Genomic DNA, 20,233 nt, shown 5'->3' on the forward strand with positions numbered 1-20,233 from the left:
TCTTCAGGACAAGAGGATCACATGGCAGAGAACGGCCTTTTCCCAGTCAGCATTGTACGGCACAGGAATCGATTCTGGCGCCGGTTCACATCATACCAATTTGTTGCAGAGATGGACGCCTGTCCCATCGTCATCTCAGAAGTTCCGCAAATTGCCACATCTTTTCCGATTGTGTTTCTGTCAAACCAAACAGGTTTTTCTCCCGTCGCACTATTCTCAGTCATCCCGGAAATGGCACCGCCCTTCGTCGACCAAAACGGTCGCTGGCTTGCGCCTTATGTGCCCTCAGCGTTGCGTTGCTTTCCATTCCAGGCAGAAGCTATGAAAAAGGGCGGCTCTCGGTCACGTCTGTTTGTCGACGAGGATTCAGGGTTGGTTACACATGACCCTAAAGACCAACCATTTTTTACAGTGGACGGACTTTTGACGCAGGATCTCTGCCGTGTGCGCCGCTTTCTGCAAAAGCGCCTGGCCTCGGCAAACAAAACGGACCAAGTCTGCTCTTTGATCGCTGAAATGGGTCTGCTTGTACCACTGGACGAACAGAATGGCATCACTTTGACCGAGGGTTACTGGGGCGTTGATCCAATTCTGCTGGAACGATTGCCCGAGTCTAACAAATTGGCCCTACTTTCTAGCGGCGCGCTACGGCTGATTCACGCTCATCAAGTATCCCTGTCGCATTGCGTGTGGCTGTCCAGTGCGCAGAGCCAATCAGGCACGAGGAGTTCAGAACAAAACGACACCTTTGGCGGATTCATGACTGCACTTGCTGAAGAGGTTCGGCACGGACAATGCAAGGAGGGCGCGATCCATGCAATTGGTTAAGCTCGAGCTTGGAATCCTTGGCATAACAGCGAGGTTACTGTCAGTTTCAGCCTGCACCTCAACGCCCAACCTTGCCGATGTCGAGACATCTTTAACGCGAGGAACGACCGGAGCAAGCGCAACAGCGCGATCAAAAGAACTTTCAAAGAACGCTTTTGACCAACAAGTGCGACAGGCAGTTCAGAGCAGTTCGATTGTGGCACGAAGTGGGTCCAAAACAAGGACAATCCAAGCTTACCAGAATGCCGCTGGCGGTGCATTTTTGGCTCAGGCTTTATTGGGGTTGATAGCACGGCCCGTTCAGACGAACTCCATTAGTAGTGAAGTGCCGTCTTACTTGCGGGTATCAAACGGTCATGAATCTAGAATGGGTGTATTGACCGCAAAATCCCGAGTGTCGGGTACGAAACGCAACTACATGCAGCTAAATGAACGGCTGATTCTGGCAGAACAGAACTTCGCTTTGGCCAATTACGCCTCATTGAGCCTAACTGAGCACATTCTGGATTTTCCGGGGTTCACGATGGACACGCTGGATAAGTCGCTATGAATGTTGATCGTGCAACTCTGACCGAACTGGAAGCTTGCTTGTTGAATGTCGCGGCGACACTTGAGCGACCGTTGACAGTGGCAGCACTGAACGCCTGCCAATCTGGTGATACAGGTGAGTTGACCGTGCGCGATGCGATGCACGCGGCACAACGAGCAGGCCTGCAGGTCGGGTTTGGTGCGCGAAAGCTGTCGGCATTTGATGCATCGCTGGCACCTGCGATCTTGTTGTTGGAAGGCGATCGCGCCGTTGTGTACCACGGGCGCACGCGCAATGGCGATCTATTGCTTTACGACCCCGCTTTGGATGACGGTATCGGAGAGGTTCCCGAAAGCGGCGTGGGCGAAGTCTACACGGGCTATGCATTGTTGTTTCGACCCTTGCACCGCGACGAGGTTAACGCAGATCAAGCGGATCAGCGGGGTCATTGGTTCTGGTCGGCCCTTTCCGCAAACCGCTGGTCTTACGTTCAGGTGGCGCTGGCTGCGGCGATGGCAAACGTTCTGGGACTTACGACCTCAGTCTTTATCATGATCGTCTACGACCGGGTCTTGCCCAACGAGGCGACCGAGTCGCTGATTGCTTTGACGCTTGGCGTGGGGTTGGCGCTTCTTTTTGACTTCGCGTTGAAGCTCCTTCGCGCGGGGTTCATAGATCGCGCCGGCCAGAATGCTGACATGTCCATGGGACGGCGAGTATTTGACCAGGTGCTGAATATTCGCATGTCGTCCCGAACGGGCTCAACGGGTGCAATGGCCAGTACCATCCGCGAATTCGAAACTTTGCGTGAATTCTTTACTTCTGCCACACTCGTCGCTGTCGTAGACTTGCCATTCATCGCGGTATTCATATTCGCGATCTATATGGTGGGCGGCCCGCTGGCGCTTGTTCCGGCACTCGCTGTACCAGTCGTTCTTCTCAGCGGACTGGCTGTTCAACCTATCCTGTCGCGTCTTGCTGAACAAAGTTTTGCAGACGGACAATCCAAGCAATCTGTTCTGGTTGAGGCTGTATCAGGCTTGGAAACCATCAAGACAACCGCCGCCAGTCGGCAGATGCGAATGCGGTGGGAAGGTGCAATTGCACGCCAGTCAAACTACGGATTACGCAGCAGGGCCGTTACTCAATTTGCCCTGAACCTAACTGGATTTACTCAGCAGGCCGCGCAAGTTCTTATCGTCTTTTATGGTGTATTTCTGATCACGGATGGCCAGACGAGCATGGGGGCACTTGTTGCGTCGGTGATGCTGACCGGCCGTGCCCTGGCACCGCTGGGACAATTGGCGCAAACCCTGACACGTGTCAATCAGGCACGCAGTGCCTACCGCAATCTGGACACGTTAATGCAGGCGAGCAACGAGCGGCCTGAAGGCAAATCTTGGATCAGCAGATCCGAGTTTTCCGGGCGGATAACGTTTAACAATGTTCATTTCGCATATCCTGATCAAACGGAAGACGCGATGAAAGGTGTTTCATTTACAATCGAACCCGGTGAAAAAGTCGCTGTCCTGGGCCAGATTGGGTCGGGCAAGAGTACGATTGCGCGACTGCTGTTGGGCCTCTACCAACCGCGCGTGGGCTCGGTGATGTTGGACGGGCTGGACATTCGCCAGATTGATCCCGGCGACTTGCGGCGAAATATTGGTTCAGTCTTGCAAGACATCTGGCTGTTTTCCGGTACCGTCCGGGAAAACATTGCCAGCGGGTCGGTGCGCCCGCGTGATGATGAACTGATCCGTGCAGGGCGCATTGCAGGTGTCGAAGATTTTATCGCGCGGCACCCACGGGGCTATGATCAGCCTGTAGCCGAACGAGGAGAAGGATTGTCAGGTGGTCAAAGGCAGGCGATTGCATTGGCCCGGGCGCTTATCGGGCATCCTCCTGTCCTGCTGCTGGATGAGCCTACGAGTGCGATGGACGTCAAATCCGAATCCGAAATTATACGCCGCCTTAAAAAGACCACGCCAGATACCACGATGATCATTGTGACGCACCGAACCAGCCTGCTGGAACTGGTTGATCGGGTCATAGTGATTGAGGATGGCAAAATTGCGATGGATGGACCCAAAAACATCCTGACGCAGGCAGTTCGCAAACCCGGGAGGCATCTGAATGTCGCGGCATCCTGATCTGGAAAGCCTCGCCCGTGAAATGCGTGGAGGGTCACCGCTGCGGGGATCATTGCTGCTGCTCCTGATACTCAGTTGTTTGATAAGCGCCGTCGCCTGGGCTCATTTAACTGAACTCGACGATGTCGTGAGGGCAGATGGGCGTATCGTGCCATCCGGCGATATTCAGGTGATCGAAGCGACCGAACCCGGTGTTTTGCGGTCCGTTCACGTGCGCGAGGGTCTGGTGGTTGAGGCTGGTACATTGCTGATGGAGCTGAATACTACTCAGATCGAACGAGAGTTGAGCCAAGAGCAACAGCGTGCCTTTGGTTTGATGGCCCGCGCACAACGACTACGTGCCGAAATCGATGGGGCTGAGCTTGAGTTCGACGACGATCTTCTGACTGGCGCGCCAGATGTCGTGCGGTCGGAGACTGCGCTGTACCACGGTCGGCAAGCAGAACTTGAAGCTGAGATTGCAATTCTCTCTCGACAGCGCGAACAGCGGCAACGCGAGTACGAAGAGGGATTGGTTGACCAGGTCACGTCAACCGAGACCCTGAATGTGTTGGCCGATGAGCGCGCTATGATGGTGCCGTTGGTCGAACAGAAGATGGAACCGGCAACAACCCTTTTGGCCCTGCGCCGTAGCGAGGCGGAATGGAAAGGCCGCAAGGTCAGAGCAGAGGCGATGATCAACCGGTTGAAGGCCGGGCTGGATGAAGTGGATGACAAGGTCCGCGCGACGCGCAGTCGGTTTCGTAGTGCCGCACTAACTGATCTGGCTTTGGTTTCGGCAGAGCTTGCCGCCTTGCAACCTGCCCTGCCCTCTTTGCGTGACCGTGCGTCTCGCGCGCTGATCCGGGCCCCCGTACGGGGTGTCGTAAACCGGGTTCACCGGACGACGATCGGCGGGATGGCCCGAAGCGGTGAGGAACTGATTGAGATTGTTCCGTTGGACGACAGATTGTTGGTGGAAGCCTATGTCCGGCCCAAGGACATCGCCTTCCTGCACCCAGAGCAAAAGGTCAAAATCAAGATCACGGCCTACGATTTTTCGCGGTACGGCAGTCTGGATGGTGAGATCGTTCGAATCGGTGCCGACACCATCACTCGCTCGGAACGAAGTGAAGAAGAGGTTTTCGTCGTCGAAATTCAGACTTCAGACACGATGTTGGATGCGGGTGGTACAGCGGTTGAAATCATCCCAGGAATGATCGCTCAAGTCGATATTCTGTCAGGCCAAAAGTCAGTTCTTGATTATCTGATCCAACCTGTTCTGAAGATAAAAGACGAGGCGCTGCGCGATTGAAGAGAACGACAGATGGGCAGCAGATAGCAAAGCGCCAGCCGATAGACATCTTAGGCGTCGGGGGGGACCGACGACTAAGACCAGGTCACGTCACCAAGAAAGATATATCCCGCACCATATATCGTTTTAATAAGGCGCGGGTTTTTGGGATCTTCGCCCAGCTTCGTTCGCAAGCGGGAAATCCGAACATCCATAGCGCGGTCAAAGCTGTCACCTGCCCCGCCACCCAACATGTCCTGCATGCGCGCGCGGCTGATCAGGCGTTTGGGACTTTCAAGAAACAATCGCAGAACCTCACCTTCGGCGTGGCTGAAAGGTGTCTCGACGCCATCGGCATTGATCAAGACATATCGATCAAACTGTGCGGTCCAACCATTGAATTCGGCTATGTCTGAATTCGGCGTTGCTGGTCCAGTAGAGCGTAGCCGGGCGCGGACCCGAGCAATTACTTCGGCTGGATCAAATGGTTTGGTGATGTAATCATCTGCGCCAAGCTCCAATCCCGTTACCCGGTCCTGTACCTGAGCGCGGCCTGAAATGATGATGACGGCAGCACCTTGCTCAAGCGCAAGTTTGTGCACAAGTGCAAGACCGTCGGTATCCGGCAATGATAAATCCACCAAACACAGATCCGGAGTGACCCTTTTCAGCGAAGCTTCAAATTCACGGGCACGTGAAAAGCTCTGAGTTTGAAACCCGGCATCTTCCAGCGCTTCCGTTAGGATACGGCGGATTTCAGGTTCGTCATCGAGAATGGTCACCAAAGGTTGTGTCATTCAGGCGGCCTCGGTTCGGATCAACGCCGACAATTGCGACGATGTGAATGGTTTGCTTAGGACAGGTGCACGGGTCAATGCCTGATGATGTAGCGGGTCATTTAGCGGCAGCGACGTCATCAGTATACAGGGCAACGCACCATTCAGGCGGTCGACAATGTCGATCCCAGTGCCTTCGCCCTCCAGCTTAATATCTGATAGAACCAGCGCGATATCACCGATTTCCGACGTCAAGGTCAAAGCTTCATCGACCGAGCTTGCCTCGATCACCGAACACCCCAAATCGACCAGCATGTCCCGGAACTGACTGCGCAGGTCATCGCTGTCTTCAACCAACAATACGAGACCCGCTTGCGCGGACTGGGCAGGACGGTAGGGCAAACGTATCACGACCGAAGCACCAGAAGGCGTGTTGCGCAAATTAAGGTCACCGCCCGCCAGCTTTACCGTGTCGTAGACCATTGGAAGTCCCAACCCCGAGCCATCGCTGCCTTTGGTGGAAAAGAATGGGTTTAACGCCTTCTTTAATGCTTCCCCGGTAAACCCCGGGCCAGTGTCCGACACCGTGATCTCAACCCATATTGTCCCGATTGCATGCGCAGTGATCGTGATCTGGCCCGATGTGCCGCAAGCATCCCGCGCATTCAGAACCAGGTTCAGCAGTGCATCCTGAACCATGCCGGGATCGAGCATCAGCGCCTTGTCGGGTAGAGTATTGACCACCGACAACCCCATGCCCCGCGGCAAGGACGGGGTGGCAAGGATTCGCAAATCTTCAAGTAAACCGCGCATATCCGTCGCCTGAGGTTGAGGCGTGCGATTGCCGGTCATGTCTGCGATGCGATTCAGCAATTGCCCCCCGCGTCGGGCAGTTTGTTGCGTAGCCGTGACTAGCTGATCGGCTTCCTCGGGCAGATTCATCCTCTCTAATCGCGCCTGCATGCCCAGAATGATGGTCAGCAAATTAGAAAAGTCATGGGCAAGCCCGCTTGTCATCTGCGCCGCCATGGCTCTGCGCCGCGTTTGCTGAAGGGCGACACGGGCTTGAGTTTCTTCGGTGATATCCACCGACATGACATAAACACCACCCGCTTTATCCGGGGTGAATGATACCCGAATGCGGCGTGAATCCTGATCTTCGGTAAACTCGAAAACCGAAGGTTGGCCTCCATAGGCCTGTTCCAGATGTGGCTTTACCCGGTCATAGGCAGATGACCCCAAAGCCTTTGATATATGAAGGCCCAGAATGTCAGACGGACGGCCGGGCATGACCGAACTGAGGCGGCGGTTTGAGTAATCGTATCGTCCATCGGCATCCAGATGCGCGATATGAGCCGGCATCATCTCGGTCGTCATCCGCGTGCGGGCCTCGATCTCGGTCAGCTGACGCTTGGCTTCTTCCAGCGCGGTGATGGTTGCCGCCAGTTTGCGGTTGGTTGCGGAAAGCTCTTCGGCATGGCTCAGAAGTTGGCCAGACAGTTCTTCTGAACGGGCACGCAGCAAATCTTCTACCCGCTTCGTGCGAGTTATGTCGGTATAGACGGCCACCCAACCCCCATTGGGCAAAGGTGCACCTTCGACCGAGATCACCTGACCATTGGGCCGTGTGCGCTCCATATAATGCGGCTCGAACGCGAGGGCCTGTGAAACGCGTAGCTCGACCATCTCGTCAACATCGCCGACCGAACCGTATTCCCCGCGGCTAGCGAGAAAATAAATTGTGTCGCGAAACAGAGCCCCCGGCTCGACAAGTTCGTTTGGCAGGTCGAACATTTCCTGAAACCGCAGGTTGCTGACAACGAGACGCAATTGGCTGTCATAAATTGACAGCGCCTGACCGATCAGGTTCAGGCCAGCCGTGGTCATCGCCTTGATGCGCTGTTCGGAAATGTCCAAATTCGTCCTCCCCTGCGCCCATGGGTATCACCAGTTCAGGCGCAGGTGTAGAGAGATTTATCTATCCGTGCAGCGGCAAATTGTTCGCGGCACGGTAGGCTTGAACATAGCCGCGTGCCACTGATCGAACGGCTGTTCCGATCTGCGAATATGCCTCGTCCGGCAGATTCGCAAAGGACACGCGAGCCGACCAGCCCGGAGCATCAAATCCGCTGCCGTTCAGTAGAACGATCCCATAGTCTTCCGCCAATTTGAACGCAATATCCAATGGGTGAACATTCTGCTTGATCCAAGCCACGACATCTTCACCGACATATTTTCGCAACCAGTATTCGAAATCGATGATACCGTAATAGGCGTCGTAATGCTCACCTGCCTGCACCTCGATGCCCATCGCTTCGGTCAGCAGTTTGAAACGGCGATGAACCAGCTCCATGCAGGCGGTCTGATAGATTTTCTTACTGTCGACCAATTCACTGAGTGAAAACAGCGTCATCATCACCTGCTGCGGCAGCGACAGGCCTGCTGTGTGGTTCAGGGCCACATCGCGGCTATCGGCCACAAGCCGGTCGATAAAGCGAATGTCGCGCGGTGTCAGGCTAAGCGTGCCATAGCGCTTGTCCAGGGCCTGTTTGATCTCATCCGGGTGATCCGCCAGTTTCAGATCGAAGATGTTGTCTTGCGCGACAGCAATCACGCCAAGACGCCAGCCGGTGCAGCCAAAGTACTTGGAATAGGAATACACCCCGATCGTGTTGCGTGGCAGATGGCCCATGACCGAGGTAAAATCATGCACAAAGGTGCCGTAGACATCATCCGTCAACACGATCAGATCGGGACGGTGGTTTTCCACCAAATCCGCCAGTTTGCGCAGTGATGCGGTGCTTAGTGCAACCGAAGACGGATTGCCTGGGTTGACCAGAAAGAACGCCTTTACCTTGGGATCTTTCAGCTTTTCCACTGCGGCATCCGTCAGTTGGAAGCCGTCTTCCTCGTCGGTTTCCACATGGACGGATTCAAGGCTGTAATCCTCAAGCTCTGGCATTTCCAGATAGGGGGTGAAGATCGGTGTACACAACGCGATCGTATCACCCGGGTTCAGCAATCGGTTGGCTTTGAGCGTCTTGAAGATGTAGCACATCGCCGCCGTGCCGCCTTCGACTGCGAACAGATCGAACTGAGCGTCAGGCCGGTGGCCCCGACACATGGACCACATCAGGTATTCATGGGCAATGGTGGCATTGTGTTTCAGGATGCGGTCAGGCACCGGATAGTTATCACCGATGATCGAATCCGTCAGTTCATGCACAAACTCGTCCGCATCAAAATCAAATGCGGATATGGCATGCGCCACGAGCTCAAGCAGCGTATCGACGCCCGGCGTTTCGGAATTATCAGACGCCCAGCTTTGCAGCCGACCATGGCAACCTTTTTGCGCCGGCATTCCGCCTAAACCAGCGGGGTGATCCATCACACGTTTGGATTCAGTTATGGCAAATTGACCAAGGGCAAAGAACGCCTCACGCGGACGGGTGGCAACCCAGTTAGGATTGCCGCGCCCCGCGTTCAGGAAAGCGCTATTGGCCTTACGCGCCTCGGCCGAGGCCAGTTTGATCAGCTCATCCTTGATCTGAAACGGGCTGAGTGCTTCGTAATCGTGCAGCGCTACTCTATCCATAACGTGAACCTCTCCAAATCAGCTTAGGATCAAAACAACGACCATCCCGAAGATGGTCAATAGTGTATTTCCGATCGCATACGGCATTCCGTAGCCAAGCGCCGGGATGCGACTTTGCGCGGCTTCCTGGATCATACCCAACGCGGCAGTGGTGGTGCGTGCGCCTGCGCAGGCACCAAACAGAATAGCCGGGTGGAACTTGAATACGTAATGCCCGACGTAAACTGCAAAGATCATTGGTAGCGAAGTCGCGACGATTCCCCATAGCAGCAGCGCAATACCGGCCTGTTGCAGTCCCGCGACAAATCCCGGCCCTGCGGTGATCCCTATCACCGCGATAAACACGTTTAGACCCAGAGTGTTCATCAACCAAAGCGCCGGACCCGGGATGCGCCCGAAAGTCGGATGGACCGTGCGCAGCCAGCCCAGCACCAGCCCGGCCAGCAGCGCGCCTCCGGTGGTGGAAAGGCTGATCGGGAAACCACCCATCATGACTGACAGTGTTCCAATAATGCCGCCGATGAAAATCCCCCAGCCTACAAAGGCCAGATCTGTGGTGTCTACCGGGCGGTCGGCATAGCCAATCTGGGCAACTGCGGCCTCGACATGACGCTTGCTGCCCTGAATTGTGACGATGTCACCACGATGCACGACTGTCCCGGGTAGCAGCGGCAAATCCTGCATGTTTCGCATCAGTTTCGAGACATAAATGCCCCGCGCGATCGACAGTTTGCTTAGCTCTTCAAGCGTCTTGTTATGAACCTCTTTGCTGGTGATCAGCACATCCAGTTTTTCCGACGGTATGCTCAGCAGATCAGGCGCGTCAGCTTCTGTAAGATTGGTCTCAAGCAAACCCACCAGATCAGCGCGGCGGCCTGAGAACATCACAACATCTCCGGCCTGCAATACGGTGTTATCATCTACCTCTATGATCTTCCCGTCACGTCTCAGGCGTTCGGCATAGATGCGGATACCGGGCATCAGATCTTTGACCGGTTGCCCCAACAGATCGCTACCTTTTGGGATCTCAAAGGCCCGCGCCTCGATCGCGCGATATGCCGAGACGATGCCATCACCGGTTTCAACCGACGTCGTGCCACCCAGCTTAGCCTCATATTCCTTGCAGGCCGCGACCAGATCGACGCCAATCAGACGCGGGCCGATCTTGGCCAGAATGATGGCCGACCCGATTGTGCCGTAAATATAGGTCACCGCATAGGCAATCGGAATCTGGTTAGCATAGGTTTTGGCCTGTTCCGCCGACAGGCCCAGCTGGCCGATTTGGTCGGTGGCAACACCGATCGCCGCTGAAATCGTCTGCGATCCGGCATAAAGCCCCGCGGCATAGCCAAGTTCCAGACCAGCGACCTTGGCTGCGATGATCGGGATTACAAGGCAAAGTGCGAGCACGCTGAGCGCAAAGAACACCTCGCGCGCGCCGTCTGCTTTCAGGCCGCGGATGAACTGAGGTCCGACACCGTAGCCCACAGCAAAGATGAACAAGATGAAGAAAGTCGATTTGACCGCCGAGTCGATTTCAATCTGGGCCTGCCCGATCACCACTGCCGCCAACAACGTTGCCGTGACCGTGCCCAGACTGAACCCCATCAGTTTCCAGGGACCAACGAGAAAGCCGATACCGATGGACAGGAACACCGCCAATTCAGGGTAGTTTTGAAGAATATGCACCAGCCAATCGACCATCAATCACCTCTCTATCCGCGCCTGACAGGCATTTGAGGCAAAAGCCGGAGACAAGGTGAAGAAGCGCCCAATTGGCCCACTTGCTGCCCGACCAAGCCGCCTGTTCGAACACACAACCGCAACAGGAAAACTTCGGCCTCACGATACCTTACAAAGGACATTTGTCTATAATTATCTGAATATTAATAGTTCTGCTTGTCCGCCCTCATTCAGAACATCCTGACTGAGCCTGCCCCACAATGCAAACACGCGAAACGCATGGCTCGCCCGCTCTGCCTGCTCCAGAACCGGAACCGGAACCATGGGCTTCACTGTCGCTCTACCGCAATGCGCGGGCGCAAAATCCTGAGGGGTTCGAACAAATCCATTGCAGCGACCCGGTGTTTGCCATCACATACCGCTATGACACGGCCGACGATTATTTCCGAGACCAGCGCAACCGGCGTTTGTATCCGCCTTGCCGGAGATCTGCGCACTCAATCGTTGGATCGTGTCGAAGCGGGTTTTGCTGCCCAAAAGCCCAACGGCCAAGATGTCATTGTGGACATGTCGCAGGTGGAATCGCTGGATACCGGAGGGGCCTGGCTAGTCGCCAATCTGGTGCAGCGGATGGGAAGCGAGGGCGCTCAGGTCCAGCTCGAAGGGTTGGCCCCTGCGCATTCGTCATTGATCGAAACAGTATCGCACAACATATCCGAGGTTACAGGAGAAGAACTGCCGCCGCATGGCTTTGTGAATTGGGTTGCCCGGATTGGGCAAAAAACTCTTGGCGCCTGGCAGGACACATTATCAATCATCGGCTTTCTTGGCCTTACTCTGCATCGATTGGTCCGGACTCTGATCATGCCATGGCGACTGCGTCGTGCTGCCTTGGTGTCACAGATGGAGCAAGTCGGCTTCAAGGCGCTGCCGATTGTGTCCTTGATGGGTTTCCTGATCGGCGTCGTTCTGGCCTTTCAGGGCGCGACGCAGTTGAAACAGTTCGGGGCTGAGATCTTTGTTGTCGAATTGATCTCCATCTCGATCCTGCGTGAGCTTGGTATCCTGCTGACAGCGATCATCGTCGCTGGTCGCTCCGGTTCGGCTTTTACGGCTTCGATTGGCTCGATGAAGGTGCAGGAAGAGATTGATGCGATGCGCACCCTGGGGTTGGATCCGATTGAAGTTCTGGTCATTCCCCGTGTTCTGGCGCTGTTGATCATGTTGCCCATTCTTGGCTTTGTTGCCGATATGGCTGGCCTGATCGGCGGAGCGTTGATGAGCTGGATCGACCTCGGTGTCAGCCCCGGCATGTTCCTGACCCGGTTGAAGGAAAATACCGGCGTCGCACAGCTTGCCGTCGGGATGATCAAGGCACCGTTCTTTGCACTGGTGATCGGTGTCATTGCCTGCTGGCAGGCTATGCAGGTCAAAGGTTCATCCGAAAGCGTTGGTCAGCGGACGACGGCCTCGGTCGTGCAATCGATCTTTATGGTCATCGCCATCGACGCCCTGTTTTCGATCTTCTTCTCAGAGTTGGGGATCTGACATGGATGGCGCCGCGCTTCAGGACAAGCCCCAATCCGACACGAAACGCGAAGCCGTTATTCGTGTGCGCAATTTAACCAACCAATTCGGCGAGCAAGTGGTCCACGACAACCTCAACCTCGATGTCTGGCGCGGTGAAGTGCTGGGTGTTGTCGGTGGATCGGGCACTGGGAAGTCCGTGCTTTTGCGTACGATCGTCGGGCTGAACAAGCCCAAGTCGGGAAGTATTGAGGTTCTTGGCGTCGATGTTCTTAATGGCCCCGAAGAAGAACGTCAGCGGATCGAAAGAAGCTGGGGTGTGGCATTCCAGGACGGTGCACTGTTTTCCTCACTGACTGTATTGCAGAACGTGATGGCGCCTCTGCGCGAGCACACGGGTATCAGTGAAAAATTGATGGCCGCACTGGGTGGTCTGAAGATCAGTCTTGTTGGCTTGCCTCAACTAAGTTGTAGCAAGTTCCCTTCGGAACTGTCCGGCGGAATGCGTAAACGCGCCGCGTTGGCCCGCGCCCTGTCGCTGGACCCTGAAATCGTTTTTCTGGACGAACCAACTGCCGGGTTGGACCCGATCGGAGCCGCCGCATATGATGAACTGATCGGGGAACTTCAGCACACATTGGGGCTGACCGTGTTCATGGTAACGCATGATCTGGACAGCCTTTATGCCATATGTGATCGCGTCGCGGTACTTGCGGAAAAACGCGTGCTGGTTGAAGGTCCGATAGAAGAGATGACCAAGGTCGACCATCCTTGGGTTCAGGAATATTTCACAGGCCCCCGCGCCCGTGCGGCACAACAGAAGGGGCAGGACAGGTAGAGGCGATGGAGACCCGAGCGAATTACATCCTGATCGGTGCGTTCACCCTGGCGGGCATCCTTGGTGCCTTCGGGTTCTTTCTGTGGCTCGCCAAATTCGAAGTGACCCGGCAATACGCCTATTATGATGTGTTGTTCGACAATGTCTCGGGCCTGTCGGCTGCAGGTGGCGTAAATTACAACGGCTTGCCCGTGGGTCAGGTGGTTTCCCTGGACTTGGACAAAGATGACCCGTCAAAGGTGCGAGTGCGGCTTGAGGTTGATGCCGACATCCCTGTTACCAAAGAAACCATCGCACAGTTGCAATCTCTGGGTGTGACAGGGGTTGCTTATGTTGAGCTTTCCGGAGGGTCTCCAACCGCAGAAAGGCTGGCCCAGAACAGTGTCATCCCAAGCAAACGCAGTTCGATTCAATCCTTGCTTGAGGGTGCGCCAGAGGTTCTCGAAAAGGCGGTCACCCTGTTGGAGAACCTCAATTCGGTTGTTGATGACAAAAACCGAAAGGCGGTGTCGGATATCCTGAACAATCTGGCAGAAGCGTCGGGCAAGCTGGATAAAACTCTGACGGATTTCCAGTCGCTCTCGTCCGATTTGGGCGGTGCGGCCAAAGACGTTGGAGAATTTACCAAGAGACTGGATACGTTGGCGAACACGGCCGAGACGACGTTGAGCACAGGAACGGACACGCTGAAGAGCATCAAAGAGACCTCAGAATCCGCCAAAACAACGCTAGAGACTGCAAATAACGCCATTGCCAGTGCTGAAAGCGTGATTCAGGAAGATATCCGGCCCTTTATCGAACGCGGGTCAATCCTGGCCGAAAGGCTGACTCGGCTGTCAGATGAAGGCAGCGTTACGCTTGAGGTAATCAGCGAGACTGTTCTGAATGCAAACACCACCCTTGAATCGGTTACATCGACTATGGATTCAGCCAAAGGGGCGCTCGATTCAGCAGAGAGGGCGTTTGACTCGGCAAACCGCGTGATGGACGAGGATATCTCACCTGTCGCTGAAGATGTGAGTAAGGCGGCCAATCAGGTTGCGGAAACCGTCTCGAATATCACCGAAAAGATTGACAAGATTTCCGACGATGTTCTCAGCGCCTCCCAATCGGCGTCGGATCTGCTGGGAACCATCGACGGGATCGTTCAGGACAACCGCCGTCAGGTTTCGGACTTCTTGCGCGTTGGGTTGCCTCAGTTCATCCGGTTCATCGAGGAATCACAGCGTCTGGTCATCAGTCTGGATAGATTGGTCGACAAGGTCGAACGCGACCCGGCCCGCTTTTTGTTAGGCACCCAAGCATCGGAGTTTCGTCAATGATACGGCCCTTAATCTTGACTCTGGTTTTGGCCGCTTTGACAGGCTGCACGGGCTTGGGCACGCTGCGGCAGGCTTCTAAGCCCAATGATTTGTATTTGCTGACACCCAAAAGCACGTTCTCGTCATCGCTGCCGCGTATCCAAAAACAGATCGTTGTCGAAGAGCCCACAGCGACGGCGGCCGTGAACACCGATCAGATCGCCGTGCAGCCCACCTTGCTTCAGGTTCAGTATCTGCCGCGGGCCCGATGGGTGGATCGCGCGCCGTTAATTGTGCAGGCGCTGATGGTCGAAAGCTATGAAAATTCCGGCAAGGTCGCGGCCGTAGGACGTTCGACCGTAGGCCTGAGAGCGGACTATGTGATCGCGCCTGATCTGCGCGAATTTCAGGGCATCGTTATCAGCGAAACCGAAGACACGAAAACGGTCCGCGTAGAAGTGCGCATCAATATCAAGATCATCGATGAGTATGAGGACAAGATCATCGCTTCAAGCTCATTCCAGGAAGCAGTGCTGGCGACCAGCGATAAAACACCCGAACTGGTTGAGGCCTTTGATATCGCCTTGGGCAAGACAATGCGGGATGCCGTGGAATGGAGCATCCGCAAAATCCATACGCATACGCTCAATAACCCGCGATCAAGACCTAGCTAGTGGTCGCTAGAACTGGCTCGCTGAGGCGACTTGCCAGTCAGCGGCGAACTCTTCGGGGATGGTCTTGCCCAACAGAGAGCCGTCATCCAGAAAGCTGTATAGCTCGGCATAAGACCGCTCTCGTTCATCCGCATTTCGGCGCCGGATGTCAGCAGGGCGCAGGTCGGAAACTTTTGCTTTGCCCATAGCCCCTAATATCTCGCGGAAACTTTCAAGCGTCGCGTCATGAAACCGATGCACGCGCTGTCGTTTCTGCGGCACATTCACCGCCCGCCCACGGATCGGATCTTGCGTTGCCACCCCCGAAGGGCACCTGTTGGTGTTGCAATGCAGCGCCTGAATGCACCCCACCGCAAACATCATCGCCCGCGCCGCGTTACACATATCCGCACCCAAAGCGAATTTCTCGACCATATCGAACCCAGTGGCCACTTTGCCCGAACAGATCACCCGCACCTTGTCGCGGACCCCGATACCGCGCAGACAGTTGTTTACAAATATCAGTGCCTCGTTGAGCGGCATCCCCAATCGGTTGGTGAACTCGACCGGGGCAGCGCCAGTGCCCCCTTCCGCGCCGTCCACCGTGATGAAGTCAGGCAGAATCTCAGTTTCCAACATCGCTTTGCAAATCGCCATAAACTCGGATCGACGACCGATGCACAGTTTGAAGCCCACGGGCTTGCCACCTGACATCTCTCGCAGATGCTGAACGAAATGCATCAATCCAGACGGTCCATCAAAGGCCGAATGAATAGGTGGGGAAATCACATCCTGATGTACTGGAACCCCACGAATCTCGGCGATTTCTTCATCCACCTTTGCTGCCGGTAGGACCCCGCCATGAGACGGCTTCGCCCCTTGCGACAATTTGATCTCGATCGCCTTGACGACATCTTTCTTGGCCTTTTCGGCAAACAGGTCCTTATCGAACCCACCTTCAGGCGTGCGGCATCCAAAATATCCTGTTCCGATTTGCCAGATGATGTCTCCACCTTCTGCCAGATGGTGGGGGGACAGCCCGCCTTCGCCCGTGTTATGCGCAAAACCCCCATCTTTTGCACCACCGTTCAAAGCACGGATTGCGTTGGCGCTGAGTGCACCGAAACTCATTGCTGATACGTTCAGACGCGACGCATTGTAGGGTTTGTCGCACTGAGGGCCGCCCAGTATCACCCGTTCTTCGCACTCTTCGACGTGCTTGGGGGATAGCGAGTGATCAGCACGGTGATAACCTACCGTCATGATATCGTACTGAGTGCCAAACGCCTGAGTATCCACCTGTCCCTTGGCGCGGGAATAGACCAGACTGCGGATAATCCGATTATAGGGCCGCCCGCTCTCATTGGTTTCAACGAAATACTGCCGGATTTCAGGGCTGACAAACTCCAACATATATCGGAAGTGACCCAGTACCGGGTAGTTGTTCAGCACATTATGTTTGGTTGTCAGCATATCGTAGAGACCGACAACCGCATAGGGGATCAGTATGATCAGCAACCAGTGGGCGGGTGGCCAGAAAAAACCCCAAAGCAAAGTCAAAGGCAAGCAGACATAGCTGAGGAAATAGTAAAGCCTGCGAACAATCATTTCCTATCTCCCTGAGTAGCGCTGTGACAGCGTGACCTGGAATGGACATTGGGTCCATGACCCTGCTCTTCATCCAGAACGTGGAACAGATTGACCTGTTTGCGCAAGCCCTTGCTAATCAAACAAAGATAACGGTTGGGTTAGCGAGGCCGGTTGAACCAAGCAAAAGCAGTCTGTATGCAAAATGAAATGCTGGTCAGAGCAGGATCAACCGCAGTGTCGAAAACAGCGCCTGCATTCGGGCATCGCGCCCTGATGTATACAGCCGTCTTTGTGGGGGGTGCTGCAGGGTCGTTGCTGCGCGAGCTATTTTCGCTGGAGATCCCCGGCGCTCCGTTCCTGACCGCGACTTTCGGCATCAATGTTTTGGCCTGTTTCGTTCTAGGTTGGCTCTATGCCATTCGAAATCGTGTCCACGCCCACGTCCTGCATCTGGGGGCCGTCGGATTTTGCGGTGGGCTATCGACGTTTTCCTCATTCGTTGCCGAGCTGGAAAGACTGGCAGAAACCGGGAATTGGTTTGTGGTTATCGCCGTAAGCGCGGAGATCGCATTTGGTCTTACGGCGGCGGTTCTTGGGGAAGCGCTGGGTCGGCGGCATCATTCCCGGGAAACATCGGAATGACGACCTTGTATCTGCATGCCATGTTCGCATTGGGCGGAGGATTGGGGGCTGTACTGCGGCATTGGCTGGCACTTCGGGTGACGCATGATCTGCCGTACTCGACCCTGATCGTGAATGTTCTGGGCAGCCTTCTGCTGGGTCTATGGATTGGTTATCTGGGTGGCTCTGCAGAAATGGGCGAAGAGGAAAAACGCCTTGTATTCGGGTTTTGCGGCGGCTTCACCACATTCTCAAGCTTCGCCTATCAATCGCTGCAATTGCACCGTGAACGGACGATCGTATTTGCCGCCGGGAACATCGCTCTCAGCCTCGCATTGTGCTGGTTCGCGCTATGGCTGGGCCTTGTTCTGACGCGCTAGTGAACGGGTGCTGCAGCCCTTTGGTCGGGCCTGGGCGCGCGGCAGAAGAACAACAGTGGGATCGTGGCCAACGCCAGCAGTCCAAGATTGTTGAATACAGTAAGGTACGAGATCATCTCGGCCTGCCGTGCGATCTCTTGCCCCAGAATGGCGGCGCCCTGAGCGCTATCGGGTGTCAGCCCCAGCGGCGCAAGATAAGCCTGTGCAGCAGGATTGTAGGGTGTCACATTCTGGCTGAGCACTGCCGTATTGGTTTGCAGGCCTCGCACGACCCAAGTCCCCACCAATGAAATACCTACCGAAGAGCCAAGCTGCCTGGTGACGTTGAATAGGCCCGAGGCCTCATCCTGCCTTGATTTACTGATGCTCTCGAATGCCAGAATAGACATCGGCACAAACACCAGCCCCATCCCCAGACCACTGACAAAGCCCGGCCAAGCCAGTTGCCAGAAACCGGCGTCGAGGTTGAGCGTGCCCAACATGAAATTCCCCACTGCTGTCAACAGCATCCCCAACCCGGCTAAAACTCGTGGATCAAACCGGGTGACCAGTACGGCCCCGGTCAGCACCATCGATGCACCTGCGGCGATCCCGCGCGGTATGAACAAATGACCGGATTCGATCACGGGGTAATCGAGCAGGCTTTGCACAAAGGTTGGCAGTATGGCGATCCCGCCAAACAATGAGATCGCGAACCCCGCTATCACTAGGTTGCACAGGGCAAAGTTGCGATCCGCAAAAAGGCGCAAATCAACGACAGAATGCCGGGATGTCAGAGAATGGACGATGAACCCCAGCGCCCCAAGAACCGAAGCGATCAGCGCCAGCTGTATCATCCTCGATGACAGCCAGTCCTTGGTCTCACCTTGGTCAAGAATGAATTGAAGGCATCCAATGCCAACTGCCAGCAGCGCCAGGCCTTTCCAGTCGATGCGCACCTCTTCGGTTTTGTCGTCCGGCAACTCGCCCGCCAAAAGCAGCAGGGCCATGGCAGCGACCGGAAGATTGACGAAAAACACCATTCGCCACGAAAAATACTCCGTCAGGACTGCGCCTACAGTTGGGCCCAACACCGGTGCGACCACCACGCCCAAGCCAAAGACCGCCATGGCCTGTCCCCGTTTTTCACGCGGAAAGGCGTCAAACAGGATGGACTGCGACAACGGGATCAGGAACGCGCCGAACATCCCCTGCGCCAGGCGGAACGCGACGATAGTCTGAAGACTCCATGACAGGCCGCACATGACAGACATTGTGGCAAAACCCGTGACCGCTGTCAGGATCAGCCTGCGCCGCCCGACCCGACGCGCGACAAACCCGGTCAGCGGCATGACCACAACGGCTGAGACGATATAGCTGGTTAAGATCCATGTCGCCTGATCGGTTGTGGCCCCAAAAGCCGCCTGAATATGCGGCAACGCAACATTGACGATGGTACTGTCCAGAACTTCGAGAATAGCGCTGAGCACGACGGCCACGACAATCACGCGATTGATGTGGCCGGCATCAGTCATTGGCTGGTTCCGGTTGTATCCACCGTAACTTTGCTGCTGCCTCCTACACGCAGCGGAGCATCAGTTGGATCAAGCTCAATCCGCACCGGGAAACGTCGAGTGACCTTGACCCAGTTGCCGCTGGAGTTCTCGGACGGCAACAACGAAAACGTATCGCCCGAGCCTCGACCGATCGACGCAACCTTGCCGGTCAGGGTCGTGTCTGGAAGCATATCCACCTGCACTGTGACCGGCTGACCGGGTCGGATGCGTGGCAGTGATGTTTCCTTGAAATTTGCATCGACCCACCAGTCAGACGACTCGACAATGGAAAATTGCGGCGCATTGGCCGAGACAGACGACCCTGGCCGCAGCGTCAGATTTGCGATCCAGCCATCGGCCGCGGCATAGACCTTGGTCCAGACAAGATCGGCCTGCGCGATTTCCAACGCAGCCTGCGAGGACAACACATTGTCCTGCCGGGCCGCGAGGCCACTTTGCAACGCAGAAAGCTCGGACCGGCTGGTGGTCAACCGGGCCGAAGCCTGTGCGAATTCGGACGTAGTTTGGTCCAGCGAGGCCTGCGCGAGGTCCCCGTCCGAAAACAAAGCTCGGGCGCGTTCAAGATTGCTCTGCGCGGTTTCGTAGAACGAGTTGGCGCTTTCGACAGCGGCCTGTGCAGCGGTGATCTGGTTCGAGAAGGAGTCAGCCTGCTGAATGGCACTGTCCAGATTAGCTTTGGCCTGATCGACCGAGGCTTGGAACTGAGTCGGATCAATCGAGAACAGCAAATCGCCTGCATTGACCGGCTGGTTTTCGACCACCGCAACGTCTGAAACCTGCCCGGTCACCTGTGCGGCCACATAGATGATATTCGCGCCGATATAGGCGTCTTTTGTTGACGGATACCGCTCTTCATGCCGCCAGAAAAGGAACAATCCAACAGCAATCGTGACCAGGATCCCTGCGGCGGCAATTGCCTTGAATGACTTCATA

General features: G+C 55.5%; 17 protein-coding genes. 10 read left to right on the top strand and 7 right to left on the bottom strand.

The features are described from left to right. Positions 1–21: 21 nt before the first annotated feature. Genes ACR0AY_RS09510 through ACR0AY_RS09525 form a run of 4 tightly spaced genes read left to right on the top strand, consistent with a single transcriptional unit; the run spans position 22 to position 4,801 of the window. The gene (locus ACR0AY_RS09510; protein ID WP_170511928.1) at positions 22–828 is read left to right on the top strand and encodes a SapC family protein; all 807 of its coding nucleotides are present in this window, start codon (positions 22–24) and stop codon (positions 826–828) included. After that, entirely contained in the window at positions 815–1,378 is a 564-nt protein-coding gene (locus ACR0AY_RS09515; protein ID WP_170511930.1) for a hypothetical protein, read from the top strand. Before ACR0AY_RS09510 ends, ACR0AY_RS09515 begins: the two co-directional genes overlap by 14 nt. Continuing rightward, complete coding sequence (locus tag ACR0AY_RS09520) at positions 1,375–3,507, top strand: type I secretion system permease/ATPase (protein ID WP_170511932.1); 2,133 nt, start codon at positions 1,375–1,377, stop codon at positions 3,505–3,507. Before ACR0AY_RS09515 ends, ACR0AY_RS09520 begins: the two co-directional genes overlap by 4 nt. After that, positions 3,491–4,801, top strand: coding sequence for an HlyD family type I secretion periplasmic adaptor subunit (locus ACR0AY_RS09525; protein WP_170407840.1), 1,311 nt, complete (start codon positions 3,491–3,493; stop codon positions 4,799–4,801). The genes ACR0AY_RS09520 and ACR0AY_RS09525 overlap by 17 nt, the downstream gene beginning before the upstream one ends. Positions 4,802–4,875: 74 nt before the next feature. On the opposite strand, the gene ACR0AY_RS09530 is transcribed toward ACR0AY_RS09525, so the two are convergent. From ACR0AY_RS09530 to aspT, 4 genes are all read right to left on the bottom strand, one after another. Then, positions 4,876–5,577, bottom strand: a complete 702-nt coding sequence (locus ACR0AY_RS09530; protein WP_170394537.1) for a response regulator transcription factor — start codon at positions 5,575–5,577, stop codon at positions 4,876–4,878. Next, on the bottom strand, positions 5,578–7,443 hold the full coding sequence (locus ACR0AY_RS09535) for a PAS-domain containing protein (protein ID WP_480454113.1): 1,866 nt from the start codon (positions 7,441–7,443) through the stop codon (positions 5,578–5,580). A gap of 91 nt (positions 7,444–7,534) precedes the next feature. Beyond that, positions 7,535–9,151 (bottom strand): bifunctional aspartate transaminase/aspartate 4-decarboxylase, encoded by a 1,617-nt coding sequence (locus ACR0AY_RS09540; protein WP_170635836.1) that lies wholly within the window; start codon positions 9,149–9,151, stop codon positions 7,535–7,537. 18 nt (positions 9,152–9,169) lie between these two features. Next, on the bottom strand, positions 9,170–10,855 hold the full coding sequence (gene aspT, locus ACR0AY_RS09545) for an aspartate-alanine antiporter (RefSeq protein ID WP_480454067.1): 1,686 nt from the start codon (positions 10,853–10,855) through the stop codon (positions 9,170–9,172). A gap of 402 nt (positions 10,856–11,257) precedes the next feature. Between aspT and ACR0AY_RS09550 the strand changes: the two genes are divergently transcribed. From ACR0AY_RS09550 to ACR0AY_RS09565, 4 genes are read left to right on the top strand one after another with little or no spacing between them, the layout of a single operon-like run. Next, entirely contained in the window at positions 11,258–12,382 is a 1,125-nt protein-coding gene (locus tag ACR0AY_RS09550; protein WP_170511940.1) for an ABC transporter permease, read from the top strand. Between the two features lies 1 nt (position 12,383). Further along, a complete protein-coding gene (locus tag ACR0AY_RS09555) occupies positions 12,384–13,199 on the top strand; it encodes an ABC transporter ATP-binding protein (RefSeq protein ID WP_170394521.1) in 816 nt (271 codons plus the stop codon). A 5-nt stretch (positions 13,200–13,204) separates the two neighbouring features. Next, a complete protein-coding gene (locus ACR0AY_RS09560; protein WP_170394518.1) occupies positions 13,205–14,521 on the top strand; it encodes an MlaD family protein in 1,317 nt (438 codons plus the stop codon). Beyond that, positions 14,518–15,174 (top strand): ABC-type transport auxiliary lipoprotein family protein, encoded by a 657-nt coding sequence (locus tag ACR0AY_RS09565; RefSeq protein ID WP_170407827.1) that lies wholly within the window; start codon positions 14,518–14,520, stop codon positions 15,172–15,174. The genes ACR0AY_RS09560 and ACR0AY_RS09565 overlap by 4 nt, the downstream gene beginning before the upstream one ends. Before the next feature lie 6 nt (positions 15,175–15,180). On the opposite strand, the gene ACR0AY_RS09570 is transcribed toward ACR0AY_RS09565, so the two are convergent. Next, positions 15,181–16,761, bottom strand: coding sequence for an FMN-binding glutamate synthase family protein (locus ACR0AY_RS09570; RefSeq protein ID WP_170511942.1), 1,581 nt, complete (start codon positions 16,759–16,761; stop codon positions 15,181–15,183). 189 nt (positions 16,762–16,950) lie between these two features. Here ACR0AY_RS09570 and ACR0AY_RS09575 point away from each other — a divergent pair, with 189 nt between their 5' ends. Together ACR0AY_RS09575 and ACR0AY_RS09580 are read left to right on the top strand one after the other, a co-directional pair. Beyond that, positions 16,951–17,385, top strand: coding sequence for a fluoride efflux transporter FluC (locus ACR0AY_RS09575; RefSeq protein WP_480454068.1), 435 nt, complete (start codon positions 16,951–16,953; stop codon positions 17,383–17,385). Further along, a complete protein-coding gene (locus ACR0AY_RS09580; RefSeq protein WP_170465759.1) occupies positions 17,382–17,744 on the top strand; it encodes a fluoride efflux transporter FluC in 363 nt (120 codons plus the stop codon). The genes ACR0AY_RS09575 and ACR0AY_RS09580 overlap by 4 nt, the downstream gene beginning before the upstream one ends. On the opposite strand, the gene ACR0AY_RS09585 is transcribed toward ACR0AY_RS09580, so the two are convergent. Then, positions 17,741–19,258, bottom strand: coding sequence for a DHA2 family efflux MFS transporter permease subunit (locus tag ACR0AY_RS09585; protein ID WP_170394506.1), 1,518 nt, complete (start codon positions 19,256–19,258; stop codon positions 17,741–17,743). The genes ACR0AY_RS09580 and ACR0AY_RS09585 overlap by 4 nt on opposite strands. After that, on the bottom strand, positions 19,255–20,232 hold the full coding sequence (locus tag ACR0AY_RS09590; RefSeq protein ID WP_170407817.1) for an HlyD family secretion protein: 978 nt from the start codon (positions 20,230–20,232) through the stop codon (positions 19,255–19,257). Before ACR0AY_RS09590 ends, ACR0AY_RS09585 begins: the two co-directional genes overlap by 4 nt. Position 20,233 lies beyond the last annotated feature (1 nt).

Source organism: Ruegeria sp. A5 (genome assembly GCF_056543005.1).